Origin of the sequence: Alteromonas sp. KUL106 (assembly GCF_009811415.1) — a bacterium.
Lineage (GTDB): Bacteria > Pseudomonadota > Gammaproteobacteria > Enterobacterales > Alteromonadaceae > Alteromonas.
Map to the genome: position 1 here is coordinate 28,630 of NZ_BLIG01000038.1, position 12,223 is coordinate 40,852.

Sequence of the window (12,223 nt, forward strand, 5' to 3'; positions counted from 1 at the left end):
GGGCAATCAATTTAATCATTAATCTAAATCAAAATTTGTGTAGTACTATTAAGTTACATTGTTGAGGCTTAACGAATTAGCCAAAGCAAAATTTAATAGAGTTGTACATTAAGGAGTGTGAAATGAGCAAGATTGATATTGGTATATCTGAACGCGATCGCAATGCAGTAGCAGAAGGTCTTAAAAAGTTGCTGGCAGACTCTTACACATTGTATCTACAAACACATAACTTTCATTGGAATGTGGAAGGCCCACAATTCCGTGAACTACATTTGATGTTTGAAGAACACTACACCGAACTCGCTGAAGCCGTGGACGAAATTGCAGAGCGCATTCGTACTCTTGGTATAGCGGCGCCGGGCACGTACAAATCGTTTGCAGCGCTAAGCTCGATTGAAGAAGTGGAAGGTGTGCCAGAGGCGACGGAAATGGTTCGCCTGTTAACACACGGTCATGAGCAAGTGGTTAAGACCTGCAGAGAGTCATTGAAGTTGGCGCAAGATGCGGATGACGAATCTTCGGCTGCATTAATTGGCGACCGTATGCGTGTGCACGAGAAAACCGCATGGATGCTTCGTGCAACCTTACCACGGTAGGCAATGAGTTACGTTGATTAATCCCGTCTACGGGGGAATCTATCAGAAAGGGTACAGCAGGGCTGTACCCTTTTTTGTATACTGGCTTTAAGAAAAACAAAAACGACAAAAAATGCGTGTGCGCAAAAGTACCAACGCGTTTTAAATATTGAGGCTTTTTTAAATGAAAACGAATATTACTCTGTCTGCACACTCTATAAGGGTAAGCAAAATAACCAACGCGCTTGCGTGTGCCTCGGCTTTATCCCTGAGCTCTTTGGCGTTAGCTCACGGCGATCACGATCATGACGTGAACGATGTCGAGATCACAGTGACGACACTTGCAGAGGGGCTGGTTCATCCGTGGGGAATGGCGTTTTTGCCGAACGGTGACCTATTGGTTACAGAGCGCGCTGGGGGGATTAGACGTTTATCAAAAGACGGAAAATTGTCTGGACGACTTGAAAACGTACCTGAGGTCGTGGCCCAGAATCAAGGCGGAATGCTTGATATTGCGATTGACCCAAATTTTGCCACCAATAACACCATTTATTTTTGCTACAGCAAAGCGAGTGAGGATGAAGATAAGCCAGGAAGCAGCAGTAGCGTTGCGAAAGCGACCCTTTCACATAAAGGGCTTGAAGACGTAAAAGTGATATTCAGCGCCGACTCAATAGTTGATAACGGATTTCATTTTGGCTGCCGTCTTACCTTCGATGCCGAACAGGCACTTTATGTTGCCATGGGCGACCGCTACAAGTACATGAAGGAAGCGCAAAATACGAATAATCACTTTGGTAAAATCGTGCGCATTAACGCCGACGGTAGCGTTCCTAAGAGCAATCCGTTCACAACGGGAGATGCGCCTGAAGTATTCAGTTATGGCCATCGCAATGTGCAGGGCATAACCATTCACCCTGAAACGGGCGCGGTATGGGCAATGGAGCATGGCCCTAAAGGCGGTGATGAGATAAATATTCTTGAAAATGGTGCGAATTATGGCTGGCCTTCAATTACATACGGTATTGACTATAGCGGCGAAATAATCAGCGACAAAACACACATGGATGGCATGAAGCAGCCTTGGGTTTACTGGGATCCTTCCATAGCGCCGAGCGGTTTAACCTTTTATCAAGGGGAAATGTTCAATGAGTGGAACGGCGATGTTCTTGTTGGCTCTTTAAAATTCACCCACCTTCGCCGTATAGACGTAGAGAACGGTCAAGCGGGTGAGCAGTTTGAATACTTACGGGAAAATCAGGCCCGTATTCGCGATGTTGAGGTCGGTCCCGATGGCGCAATTTATCTATTAACAGATGCGCCTAATGGTAAAATTTTAAAGCTGACTAAGTAACTGAAACATCGAAAATAAAATGGCGCCAAAACGAAATGGCGCCATTTTACCGTAATCCGAACCTATTCTCCGTCTTGCTCTTTTCTATAGCGTTCAAACCACGCCATAATATTTCCCACTTTTTGAATTAAACGAGAAGGACGGCTTGCGATACCGTGGGAAGCACCAGGGATACGCACCATGGCGGCATCAACGCCCTGTAGCTTAAGCGCCTGGTAATACTGCTCAGACTCACTAATAGGTGTACGGTAATCGGCTTCGCCCGTTAGCAGCATTGTTGGCGTTTTCACATTTCCTACTAGGCTGAGCGGGCTGCGTTTCCACAGCTTATCTGCAATATTCCAAGGCTTATCAGCCATCCAATACTGGCTGAAGAAGGGGTAGGCGTCAGCAGTAAGAGCAAAGCTCATCCAATTGATAACTGGCTTGGCGACCACCGCCGCTCTGAAACGGTCGGTTTTACCAATAGACCAAGCAGTGAGCACGCCGCCACCCGAGCCTCCGGTAATGAATAGGTTGTCAGTATCGACATAACCTTTCTCTATTACTGCATCCACTACATCCATCAGGTCGTTATAGTCTTCAGAAGGGTAGTTGTGGTGAATGAGATTGCCAAAATCTTCGCCATAGGAGCTACTGCCTCTAGGGTTCGACCACACTACCACATAGCCTTGTGCCGCCATTAGCTGTATTTCCATCGCGAAGTGAGGACCATAGGCTGCATGAGGACCGCCGTGAATCTCCAGAATAAGCGGGTACTTCTTGCTGCTATCAAAACCAGGAGGCAGGGCAATCCAAGCGTCAATTGCACGCTCATCAAAACTTGAAACAACAGCAAGGTCTTGCACTTGCGCCAGCGCTTTGTGACTCAACGCGTCGCGGTTTAAGTCAGTGAGCTGTGTATCTTCTTTGCCTTTTCTGAAAAGAGCAAGGTCACCTGGCGTAGCGCGGTTTGCGGTAGTGTAGACAATGTCGCCGTTATCACTGACGGCGAAATCTCCTGAAGTATAGGGTCGCCCAAAGGCTTGACCACCAAGGGTTACATCAATAGGTTTGACGTCGCCTTTTAAGTTTACCGAGGCAAGCTTGGTTTCTCCGTGATCAAGGTAGGAGAATATTAAACCACGGCTGTCTCTGCGCCATTCAAACTTACCTAAACTTCTATCTAACGATGTAGTTAAGCGCGTAATGTTGCCACTTTTAAGCTCAAGGACGACCAAGTCGCCATTCTGATAGGATAGTTTTCTGTCATTGAGCTGAGTAAAAGCAAGGTACTTGCCGTCCGGGCTTAGAGAAGGACTACTTTCAGGGCCCTCAATATTGGTTACTTGCTCTATTTCTCCTGTGCTGACGTTTACTTTATAAATGTCACTAGACAACGGATTTAATGCATAATCTTCTCGATAAGGCGTTGCGAAGTAAATCCAATCGCTGTCATTGGAGAAAGCAAGAGAGCCGCCACTTGGAAATTCTCCTGTTGTCAATTGACGTGGTGTACCGCCTTCTACTGGTAATACGTAAATTTGGTCAAAGCCTTCCCGAAGATAGCCCCTGCCATCGCCTCGATATTGTACCGCGTCAATGTAAGTCGCTTGCTCTGCCCATTGAGCCCCCTTTGGTTTGTTTGGCATAGCCGTAAACAAAGGTTTTTGCTTTTCTTCAGTAAACAGCGTAAACGCTAGCGCTTTACTGTCTTTAGACCATGTCAGTTGGCGAGGGGTTTCGTCAGTATTCGTAAGGCGCACCGACTGCATTGTATCGAGGTAGTAAATATGAAGCTGAGATCTACCGTTAACAGCTTTGGTGTAGGCCATTATTTTACCATTGGGCGATAAGGTAGCCTGAGATAGGTTTTCATCCAAACTAATAAATGGTCGGTGTTCACCTGATTTTATGTCTACCTGCCACAACCTGCTTTGACGACTGTCGGTCATGATATCCATGCTCTGTCGAGCATAAATAACCGTTTCCTCGTTAATAAATTGGGGGTTAGCGACGAACTCTAAGTTAAAGGTATCATCATAAACAAGGGTATTGGAGGGTAATGGTAAATCACGGTCTTTGTGCTCTTGCTGCGGGTGGGCTTGACTAGCACCTACAGTGAGCACGAATAACGCAGTTGATGTTAGACAAAAACCTGTTCGGACAGACCGGGAAGCGAAACGAAACGCAGACATGGTGGTTCCTTTTTATTGTTCTGGCGCAGTGCGCGATAGATTTGGCGTTTGCTGCCAGTGCTTGACTTACGAATCAACAAAGGCAGGACGTCTTGCCTTAAACATATCGCTTTCGTTTCTTGTATGTAAAGAAAGTGCGTTAAAGATGCGAAATAACGTGTTAAAGAGATGTTTACGCTATTCTTGTTCACCTTTTAAACTTACCTTTCCCGTGAGGATATCTTTAAACATGACCCAATCCCCCATTAAGCTATAAATGGGATGTTTGAAGGTAGCTGGGCGATTTTTTTCGAAAAAGAAGTGGCCAACCCAAGCGAAACCATAACCCACCAACGGAATGAGCCATAGCAATACCCAGCTAGAGGTGAAGACGGCTGTGGCAATAATGCCTAACACTAACCACGAGCCAATGAAGTGAAGTGTACGGCATGTACTGTTTCTGTGTTCATGCAGATAAAAAGGGTAAAACGCATTAAAAGAAGTAAACTGTTTGTTTTCGTTGTTCTGTGTAGTCATAAACCCCTCATTATTCCAATGTATCAGCTTGGCTTTACGCCACGTTAACATTTAACCCTTAAACGAATAGTCGTCAACACGACAAAGGTAAAGGCTTTAATCACGTCATGCTAACCTTGTAATTTGCTGATTACTGCCCCATATTCCTGACAACACAAGATATAAAAGGCCTGCATTATGGAAAACCTCGTTGCGAATAGCCAAGCAACTATTGTTGATATTACGGTAGAAAACTTTCAGCAAATTATTGTTGAAGCATCCCAAGAAAAGCTGGTGCTAATTGATTTCTGGGCTGATTGGTGTGAGCCATGCAAAGATTTAATGCCTATTCTAGAGAAGTTGGCAGGTGAATATAGTCAGCATTTAATCCTGGCAAAAGTTGACTGTGAAGCGCAGCAAGAAGTCGCAGCGCAGTTTGGTATTAGAAGTTTACCAACGGTAATGGTGGTGCAAAATGGGCAGCCTGTCGACGGCTTCGCAGGCGTCCAGCCTGAGCAGCAAATTCGCGAAATGCTTGCTAAGTACCTTCCGAACCCAGAAGACGAACTGCTCGCTACTGCAGGCAAAGCAATTCAGCAAGGTGAATACGCAGAGGCACTTCCCGCGGCTAAAGAAGCATTGTCGCTGAATCCTGATAACGTAAACGCCAGATATATGCTGATTGATTGCTACATAGAGACAGGATCAATTGATACAGCAAAAGCCTTGCTTGAAGAAATTAAATTGGTCGACCAAGACTCCCGTTACAAAAGCTTGGCGGGTAAAATTGAGTTAGCAGAACAGGCCGCTGACACGCCTGAAATTCGCCAGCTTCAAGCTGCGGTGGAGGCTAACCCGGACGATCTTCAGCTGAAGGTAGACTTGGCCGTACAGTTACACCAGGCGAACAAAGCGCAGGATGCACTAGCGCTTCTTTACAGTGTGTTGAAAAAAGAGCTCGGCTTTGGTGATGCAAGAAAGCTCATGATGGATATGATGAATGCATTAGCAGATGGTGATCCGCTTAAATCTGAATACCGTCGAAAGGTCTATAGCCTTTTATATTAGAGAGTATTTTGCACAGGTAGAAAGCATTAAACTCGGCAGGCTACACGAAGAACTATCTTTGCACCAAAGGCGAAAACCCCTCTTGGTGTAGCCAGTTAAGCGCTTCAAAATATTTGTGAAAATATTCACGTTCGTAATTATCACTGATGAAGTCTCGATGTTTTGAGGGGTGGGTACGTTCTAGCTGAGCGCGCTTTACCATCCCTACATCAAGTACATAAGCTGAGCGAGTCAGGCCACGGGTAATATTTACTTTTATTGCTTCAGTTAACCGTGTTTGACACTCAGGCGTGGAAAGTACCCATCGGCGAGCATCCATTAATGCAGCCCAAGGCTTGTTATCCAGCACACTAATAATGTCGTGCATTTCCTCTACGAAGAATTCAGTGGTTTTTAAGTTCCATGCACCTGTTGCAAATACCTCAAGTACGTTACCTGATATATCCAGCGAGTAATTTCCATATTTGGGAAAACGCATAAAAAACCTTTTCATAGTTTCACTTATATAAGACTAACCATTTAACGGAAAAACACAAATGCGTTTTAAAACGTCAACGGCTGTCCCGGAAACGACACGTGCCTTAAAGACATAAGCTAACTAAATTGGGCAAAAGTATTTACACTTAATTTGTAAATAAATGTTATGCACTTTGGTCAAGACCATGCGCACAAGGTAGAACTTTGATACTGTTGACGTTGTTACGTATTTCGTGGTTTTTTTACATTGGTGATGGGCATGTCATATCAAAAGTTTTACACGGGTTTTCTTAACGCGAACAAAAATAAACAGCACTATGCCTGCCATAGCCATTACTTTTGGCCAGACTGTACCCGCGATGCTATGTTGGAATACTGGGACGACAGTGCAAAATATGTGGACGAAAAGTGGGGGTACTTTTTTGAAACCTTAGTACCTGAGTTACAGCAGCGCATAAGCGATATACTCAACACTCACGCCCCAGAGCAAATCGTCTTTGCACCCAATACCCATGAATTGCTGTACCGTATTATGAGCTGTATTGATGTGTCGACGCCTTATAAGGTGGTATCAACAGACAGTGAATTTCACAGTTTTCATCGCCAAGCCAGCAGACTACAAGAGCAAGGGGCGATAGAACTCATTACTGTGCCTACGAAACCCTACAGTACTTTCTCTTCACGTTTTATTGCGGCAATAGCCGAGAATGACCCTGAATTGGTCTTCTTTAGCCACGTGTTCTTCAATTCTGGTTATGTGGTTGATGATGTTGACGCCATTGTAAATAGCATTACCAACGACAACACCTTAGTTGTGGTCGACGGTTATCATGGATTTATGGCAAAGCCTACCGACTTGGCCAATATTGCACATCGTGCCTTTTATTTGTCTGGGAGTTATAAATATGCCCAAGCAGGAGAGGGCGCGTGTTTTGCCCATGTGCCTATAGGTTGTAATTTGAGGCCTATGTATACAGGCTGGTTCGCTGAGTTTGGAGAATTAGATAAGCCTCGCATTGACGGTAAAAAAGAAGGGGTGCCCTACAGCTTAGACGGAATGCGGTTTGCAGGTGCGACGATGGATTTTACGGCGCTCTACCGTCTACGCGCAGTACTTCGGATGTTCGAACAAAATAACATCAGCGTAGAAACCGTTAATGACTATGTAATGGACATGCAGCGAATATTTCTTGATAAGTTAGCTGCCTATGACCATCCATTGCTTAACGCACGTCATCTGGCGGTGACCGATGCCCAAAAAAGAGGTCATTTTCTGACATTCGAGTTAGATAATGCCGACGTGACAAAAAAATGTGCTTTAGCACTCAAAGCGCACCATATTCTCACCGACTTCAGAGGAAACCGTTTGCGATTTGGTTTTGGCCTTTATCATACGCCAGATTACATTGACCTCGCTGCGCTTTCTGACATCACTTAAATCGTTTAACACACAATCAGAAAGGAACAACGCATGGAGTGGCTTTTGCCCGCAATCGCACTGGTTCTAATTATCGAGGGAGTTGGACCACTGCTCTTTCCTAATAAATGGCGTAACTATTTGTTTGAAATTAGTCAGCAGCCTACTAATCAGCTTCGTCAAATTGGCGGAACGCTTGTTATTATAGGGGCGTTGTTATTGTTTTACTTTAGCTGAGGTATCCCGAAACCTGTCGTCTCATCCTATTTGTTTTTATTCCCTCGCGGAAAAAAGGGCTGATGTGACGCACCGCTAACGCTTTGTCGCCAGAAAATTACGTGCCCATCAATAAATAACGGTATAGCAACAGCTCGCATCCGCTGGTTTTTAAAAGCAAAAATAAAATAGTGGTATTTTTGTTCGAAAAAGGGATGATCCTTGCTCTAGAATTTTGTAGAATCCCCGCCTAATTTTCTTACACATATGATTCATGGCAAAGAACGTTGTGGTACTCGGCACTCAATGGGGTGACGAGGGTAAAGGCAAGGTCGTAGACCTACTCACTGATCGCGCAAAATATGTTGTTCGCTACCAAGGCGGGCACAATGCAGGTCACACTCTAGTAATCGACGGTGAAAAAACCGTACTTCACTTAATCCCATCAGGCATCCTTCGCGATAATGTTACCTGTATCATTGGTAACGGTGTCGTGCTGAGCCCAGACGCACTTATGAAAGAAATGACTATGCTTGAAGAGCGTGGCGTTCCTGTGCGCGAGCGATTGAAGATTAGTGAAGCTTGTCCGCTTATTCTTCCTTATCACATTGCATTGGACGTTGCGCGCGAAAAAGCCCGTGGCGCTAAAGCAATTGGTACAACCGGTCGTGGTATCGGTCCTGCTTATGAAGATAAAGTAGCCCGTCGTGGATTGCGTGTTGGCGACTTATTTCATGCTGAAGACTTCGCGGCTAAGCTGAAAGAAGTGCTAGACGTACATAACTTCACGCTTACACAATACTATGGCGCGGAAGCAGTAGACTTTGATGAAACCTTAAAAGGTGCAATGGAAGTTGCTGATATTCTGAAAGCAATGGTCGTTGATGTTACCGATGAGCTAGATAAAGCCGACAAAGCTGGCTTACCGATCATGTTTGAAGGTGCGCAAGGCACACTATTAGACATTGACCATGGTACCTATCCTTATGTTACATCATCAAACACTACTGTTGGTGGCGTTGCAACAGGTGCCGGTTTCGGCCCGCTCAAGCTTGATTATGTACTTGGTATCGTAAAAGCGTACACCACCCGTGTGGGCTCAGGTCCGTTTCCTACTGAATTAGATTGTGAAGTAGGTGAACACTTGGGTGTTAAAGGTCACGAGTTTGGCGCTACCACAGGTCGTAAGCGACGCACTGGCTGGTTCGATGCAGTTGCAATGAAACGCGCAGTACAAATCAACTCTATTACAGGCTTCTGCTTAACCAAACTTGACGTACTAGACGGTCTTGAAAGCCTTCAAATTTGTGTTGGTTACAAAGATGCAGACGGCAACGTGAAAGATGTACCGCCGATGGCAGCTGATGGTTACGATAAAGTAACACCAGTTTATGAAGAAATGCCGGGCTGGACAGACAACACTTTTGGTGTCACTGAGTTTGAAGCGCTTCCACAAGCTGCGAAAAACTATATTAAGCGTCTTGAAGAACTAACGGGTGTGCCGGTTGATATCGTTTCAACAGGTCCTGACAGAAACGAAACAATCGTTTTACGTAGCCCATACGACGCATAATAGAGCCTCGTTAATCACATTCAAAGGCCCGGTACTCACCGGGCTTTTTTGTTTCTCTCTCTTTTTGGTTCTCTGTTTATGCTTTCATCACCCTTCGACTGTGCGGGCGGGTATTATCTATGTGGACTGGTATTAAACATTAATTAACAATTTAGTTGCGTTGTTTTCGAACATCCCTATTAATATAAGATAGTATCAGTAAATTATTACGCTGCTTTACCCTGAAACAATAGTGAAGTGTGTCACCGAATTGTTGTGATGGGTGTTATGCTATCGGAGCCTTCTTATGCCAAATAGACCTTCTCTTCATGCAGTGGAAACGGGCGTGTGTTTCGTTGACGTTGTTCATAAACTTAACGACAGTTTCGATACGGGGAAAACCCAGTCCCTCGAATGGCGTAAAAATCAGTTAAAGGCATTAGAAACCTTACTTAAAGATAATCAGCACGATATCTTGCAGGCACTTAAAAATGACTTAGGCAAATGTAAAACCGAAGCCATGGTCGCTGAACAAGGTTTCTTGCTTTCTGATATTAAGCATACTCTTAAGCATCTGGATAAGTGGGTAAAACCCCGTAAGGTGTCGACGCCCATGGTGGCTTGGCCGGGTAAAAGTTTTCGAAAACCTGAGCCGCTTGGCACGGTGCTTATCATGGGGGCGTGGAACTATCCGCTCCAATTGTTACTTGCCCCTTATATCGCCGCTATTGCAGCGGGCAACTGTGCGGTACTCAAACCTTCAGAACTTGCAGAAGAGACCTCGTCGCTGGTGGCCAAGCTTATTCCTCAATATATGGACACGTCTTGCGTTACAGTAATAGAAGGCGGTAAAGACGAAGCGACGGCCCTGCTTGCCTGCAAGTGGGACCATATTTTTTACACCGGTGGTGACGTGGTGGGCAAGATTGTAATGAGCGCTGCGGCTAAACATCTAACGCCAGTAACGCTCGAACTCGGTGGAAAAAGTCCATGCTTTGTTGATAAAAACACTAATCTTGCTGTAACCGCACGACGTTTGGTGTGGGGTAAATGGATGAATGCGGGGCAAACCTGTATTGCGCCCGACTATGTGATTGTAGAAAAGGGCTTTGAGCAAAAGCTTATTGAAGCCGTTAAAAAAGAGCTGAAAAAACAATACGGCAAAGCGCCGCTGCAATCACGGGACTATGGCAATATTATCAATCACCGTCACCTGAAACGCCTTGAAAGCTACCTTGAAAAAGTAAATGTGGTATATGGCGGTGAACTCGATATGTCCCGCCCCGCGATGGCGCCCACCCTCGTGCTGGAACCGCCGCTGGATAGCCCGCTGATGAAAGAAGAAATATTCGGGCCTATCTTACCCATTATCACTTTCGACAACATGGACGCGGGCATTAAGTTCGTAAACAGCAGACCTAAGCCACTTGCGCTTTATGCATTTAGCGACAAAGACTACGTGTTAGACAATATTATCAGCAAAACCAGTTCAGGCAGCGTGTGCACTAACGACACAATGTTGTTTATGACTAATCCTGAGTTGCCGTTTGGTGGTGTGGGAAATAGCGGTATGGGTAGCTACCACGGACAAGCAGGCTTTGATACATTCAGTCATATTAAGACGGTGATGAAGCGCTCTTTCGCGCTAGACGTGTTCTTTCGCTATGCGCCGTTTTCCAAGTTTAAATTGTCTTTACTTAAAAAGTTTTTATAACAGGAGTTTTCATGGTTCAGCCCTTTCATCTTGCCATACCGGTCACTAATTTAACCGACGCTGAAGCGTTTTACGGTGAGTTGTTGGGTTGTGAAAAAGGTCGTAGCGATACCCAGTGGATAGACTGGAATTTCTTCGGCCATCAATTAGTGACGCACTGCGTAGAAACCATGCCATCGCCGCCAGCCCATAACGGGGTAGACGATCATGCTGTGCCGGTGCCCCATTTTGGCGTTGTGCTTACTATGAACGATTGGCAGGCACTGGCCAGTAAATTAGAGGCTGCTAGTACCGAGTTTATCATTGCGCCTTACATTCGCTTCAAAGGGAAGCCAGGCGAACAAGCCACCCTATTTTTTAAAGACCCTTTCGGCAATGCGTTGGAGTTCAAAGCATTCGCAGATATTTCTCAGCTTTTCGCTAAATAATAGTGAGGGCCTGTGCGGACTGGTATAACAGGCCCAAAGCTAGCGCTTTTTCCGTTTCGGTTTAAAGCGCTGATATAACAGCGCAACGCCTGTAAGGGTAAATAAAAAAGCGCTGCCCGAAAACACAATCAACCACGGCGTATTGAAGTTGCTTCTGTCTTTGTAGTCCATGATGTGAAGCATCCACATAAAATCAAAGAGTCGCCAAGTATCGGTGCGTACGCGCAACACACTGCCTGTATTTGGGTCGACGTAAAATTGTGTATTGAGCTCATCATTAAAGCTTACACGCCACAAAGGTGCAGGCAGGTTTTTTACTTCCAGAGGTGATGCATCCAATAATGTTGCGTCAACGATATCACCACTACCTGCATATTGCTGCATTGCCGCTTCACGAATATTGCTCTCTTGTAAGGGGGGCAAAGGTTCGCCTGTCAGTGCGCTATAGCGATAGATAGCATCGTTATCTACTACGCGATAAACAGGAGTAGTATGGTTCGAGTCTAGCTTTGTATTGCCTACTTTATTTAAACGGTGAGTGAATGACAGTACGGCTGCGTTGCTGTGATTACTTAAAATGTCAGAAGGGGGCACCGTAGCGCTGTGCCACGAAGTGGTCACTTTGTTCCGTAAATGGTTACCTCTTACTTCATCAATGGGTAACCAAGCCATGACGAAACCGCTTAAAAACCAGAGCCCTATTTGTACAAAAAGAATTAAGCCCAAGTAATTGTGCGCTTTACGCATAAA

At 45.2% G+C, this 12,223-nt stretch carries 12 protein-coding genes; 8 read left to right on the forward strand and 4 right to left on the reverse strand.

Annotated features, from left to right (window positions below; all coding sequences use genetic code 11):
- The first annotated feature begins 122 nt into the window (after nucleotides 1-122).
- Complete coding sequence (locus GVO63_RS13775) at nucleotides 123-596, forward strand: Dps family protein (RefSeq protein WP_159493258.1); 474 nt, start codon at nucleotides 123-125, stop codon at nucleotides 594-596.
- Between the two features lie 163 nt (nucleotides 597-759).
- Nucleotides 760-1,929, forward strand: coding sequence for a PQQ-dependent sugar dehydrogenase (locus GVO63_RS13780; protein WP_159580594.1), 1,170 nt, complete (start codon nucleotides 760-762; stop codon nucleotides 1,927-1,929).
- 62 nt (nucleotides 1,930-1,991) lie between these two features.
- Here GVO63_RS13780 and GVO63_RS13785 read toward each other — a convergent pair whose 3' ends face one another.
- Nucleotides 1,992-4,106 carry a S9 family peptidase gene (locus GVO63_RS13785; protein ID WP_159580596.1) on the reverse strand — a complete coding sequence of 705 codons (2,115 nt, stop codon included), beginning with the start codon at nucleotides 4,104-4,106 and terminating at the stop codon, nucleotides 1,992-1,994.
- A 177-nt stretch (nucleotides 4,107-4,283) separates the two neighbouring features.
- On the reverse strand, nucleotides 4,284-4,622 hold the full coding sequence (locus tag GVO63_RS13790; RefSeq protein ID WP_159493228.1) for a DUF962 domain-containing protein: 339 nt from the start codon (nucleotides 4,620-4,622) through the stop codon (nucleotides 4,284-4,286).
- Between the two features lie 177 nt (nucleotides 4,623-4,799).
- On the opposite strand from GVO63_RS13790, the gene trxA reads away from it, so the two are divergent.
- On the forward strand, nucleotides 4,800-5,669 hold the full coding sequence (gene trxA, locus GVO63_RS13795; RefSeq protein ID WP_159493229.1) for a thioredoxin: 870 nt from the start codon (nucleotides 4,800-4,802) through the stop codon (nucleotides 5,667-5,669).
- A 52-nt stretch (nucleotides 5,670-5,721) separates the two neighbouring features.
- On the opposite strand, the gene GVO63_RS13800 is transcribed toward trxA, so the two are convergent.
- Nucleotides 5,722-6,147: a hypothetical protein gene (locus tag GVO63_RS13800; RefSeq protein WP_159493259.1), complete on the reverse strand. Its 426-nt coding sequence runs from the start codon at nucleotides 6,145-6,147 to the stop codon at nucleotides 5,722-5,724.
- 258 nt (nucleotides 6,148-6,405) lie between these two features.
- On the opposite strand from GVO63_RS13800, the gene GVO63_RS13805 reads away from it, so the two are divergent.
- From GVO63_RS13805 to GVO63_RS13825, 5 genes are all read left to right on the forward strand, one after another.
- Nucleotides 6,406-7,584, forward strand: a complete 1,179-nt coding sequence (locus GVO63_RS13805) for an aminotransferase class V-fold PLP-dependent enzyme (RefSeq protein WP_159580598.1) — start codon at nucleotides 6,406-6,408, stop codon at nucleotides 7,582-7,584.
- A 33-nt stretch (nucleotides 7,585-7,617) separates the two neighbouring features.
- Nucleotides 7,618-7,800, forward strand: a complete 183-nt coding sequence (locus GVO63_RS13810) for a DUF2065 domain-containing protein (protein ID WP_159580600.1) — start codon at nucleotides 7,618-7,620, stop codon at nucleotides 7,798-7,800.
- A gap of 253 nt (nucleotides 7,801-8,053) precedes the next feature.
- Complete coding sequence (locus GVO63_RS13815; protein WP_159493232.1) at nucleotides 8,054-9,352, forward strand: adenylosuccinate synthase; 1,299 nt, start codon at nucleotides 8,054-8,056, stop codon at nucleotides 9,350-9,352.
- 286 nt (nucleotides 9,353-9,638) lie between these two features.
- A complete protein-coding gene (locus tag GVO63_RS13820; RefSeq protein WP_159580602.1) occupies nucleotides 9,639-11,045 on the forward strand; it encodes an aldehyde dehydrogenase family protein in 1,407 nt (468 codons plus the stop codon).
- A gap of 11 nt (nucleotides 11,046-11,056) precedes the next feature.
- The gene (locus GVO63_RS13825) at nucleotides 11,057-11,473 is read left to right on the forward strand and encodes a VOC family protein (protein ID WP_159580604.1); all 417 of its coding nucleotides are present in this window, start codon (nucleotides 11,057-11,059) and stop codon (nucleotides 11,471-11,473) included.
- A gap of 39 nt (nucleotides 11,474-11,512) precedes the next feature.
- Here the strand turns inward: GVO63_RS13825 and GVO63_RS13830 are convergent, their stop codons facing one another.
- Nucleotides 11,513-12,220, reverse strand: a complete 708-nt coding sequence (locus tag GVO63_RS13830) for a PepSY domain-containing protein (RefSeq protein WP_236552155.1) — start codon at nucleotides 12,218-12,220, stop codon at nucleotides 11,513-11,515.
- Nucleotides 12,221-12,223 lie beyond the last annotated feature (3 nt).

Excerpts from the sequence above, each read along its gene's own strand:
- GVO63_RS13830 (WP_236552155.1), bottom strand. The coding sequence starts at position 12,220 with ATGCGTAAAGCGCACAATTACTTGGGCTTAATTCTTTTTGTACAAATA.
- GVO63_RS13820 (WP_159580602.1), top strand. The coding sequence starts at position 9,639 with ATGCCAAATAGACCTTCTCTTCATGCAGTGGAAACGGGCGTGTGTTTC.
- GVO63_RS13775 (WP_159493258.1), top strand. The coding sequence starts at position 123 with ATGAGCAAGATTGATATTGGTATATCTGAACGCGATCGCAATGCAGTA.
- GVO63_RS13815 (WP_159493232.1), top strand. The coding sequence starts at position 8,054 with ATGGCAAAGAACGTTGTGGTACTCGGCACTCAATGGGGTGACGAGGGT.
- GVO63_RS13790 (WP_159493228.1), bottom strand. The coding sequence starts at position 4,622 with ATGACTACACAGAACAACGAAAACAAACAGTTTACTTCTTTTAATGCG.
- GVO63_RS13805 (WP_159580598.1), top strand. The coding sequence starts at position 6,406 with ATGTCATATCAAAAGTTTTACACGGGTTTTCTTAACGCGAACAAAAAT.
- trxA (WP_159493229.1), top strand. The coding sequence starts at position 4,800 with ATGGAAAACCTCGTTGCGAATAGCCAAGCAACTATTGTTGATATTACG.
- GVO63_RS13780 (WP_159580594.1), top strand. The coding sequence starts at position 760 with ATGAAAACGAATATTACTCTGTCTGCACACTCTATAAGGGTAAGCAAA.
- GVO63_RS13825 (WP_159580604.1), top strand. The coding sequence starts at position 11,057 with ATGGTTCAGCCCTTTCATCTTGCCATACCGGTCACTAATTTAACCGAC.
- GVO63_RS13785 (WP_159580596.1), bottom strand. The coding sequence starts at position 4,106 with ATGTCTGCGTTTCGTTTCGCTTCCCGGTCTGTCCGAACAGGTTTTTGT.
- GVO63_RS13810 (WP_159580600.1), top strand. The coding sequence starts at position 7,618 with ATGGAGTGGCTTTTGCCCGCAATCGCACTGGTTCTAATTATCGAGGGA.
- GVO63_RS13800 (WP_159493259.1), bottom strand. The coding sequence starts at position 6,147 with ATGCGTTTTCCCAAATATGGAAATTACTCGCTGGATATATCAGGTAAC.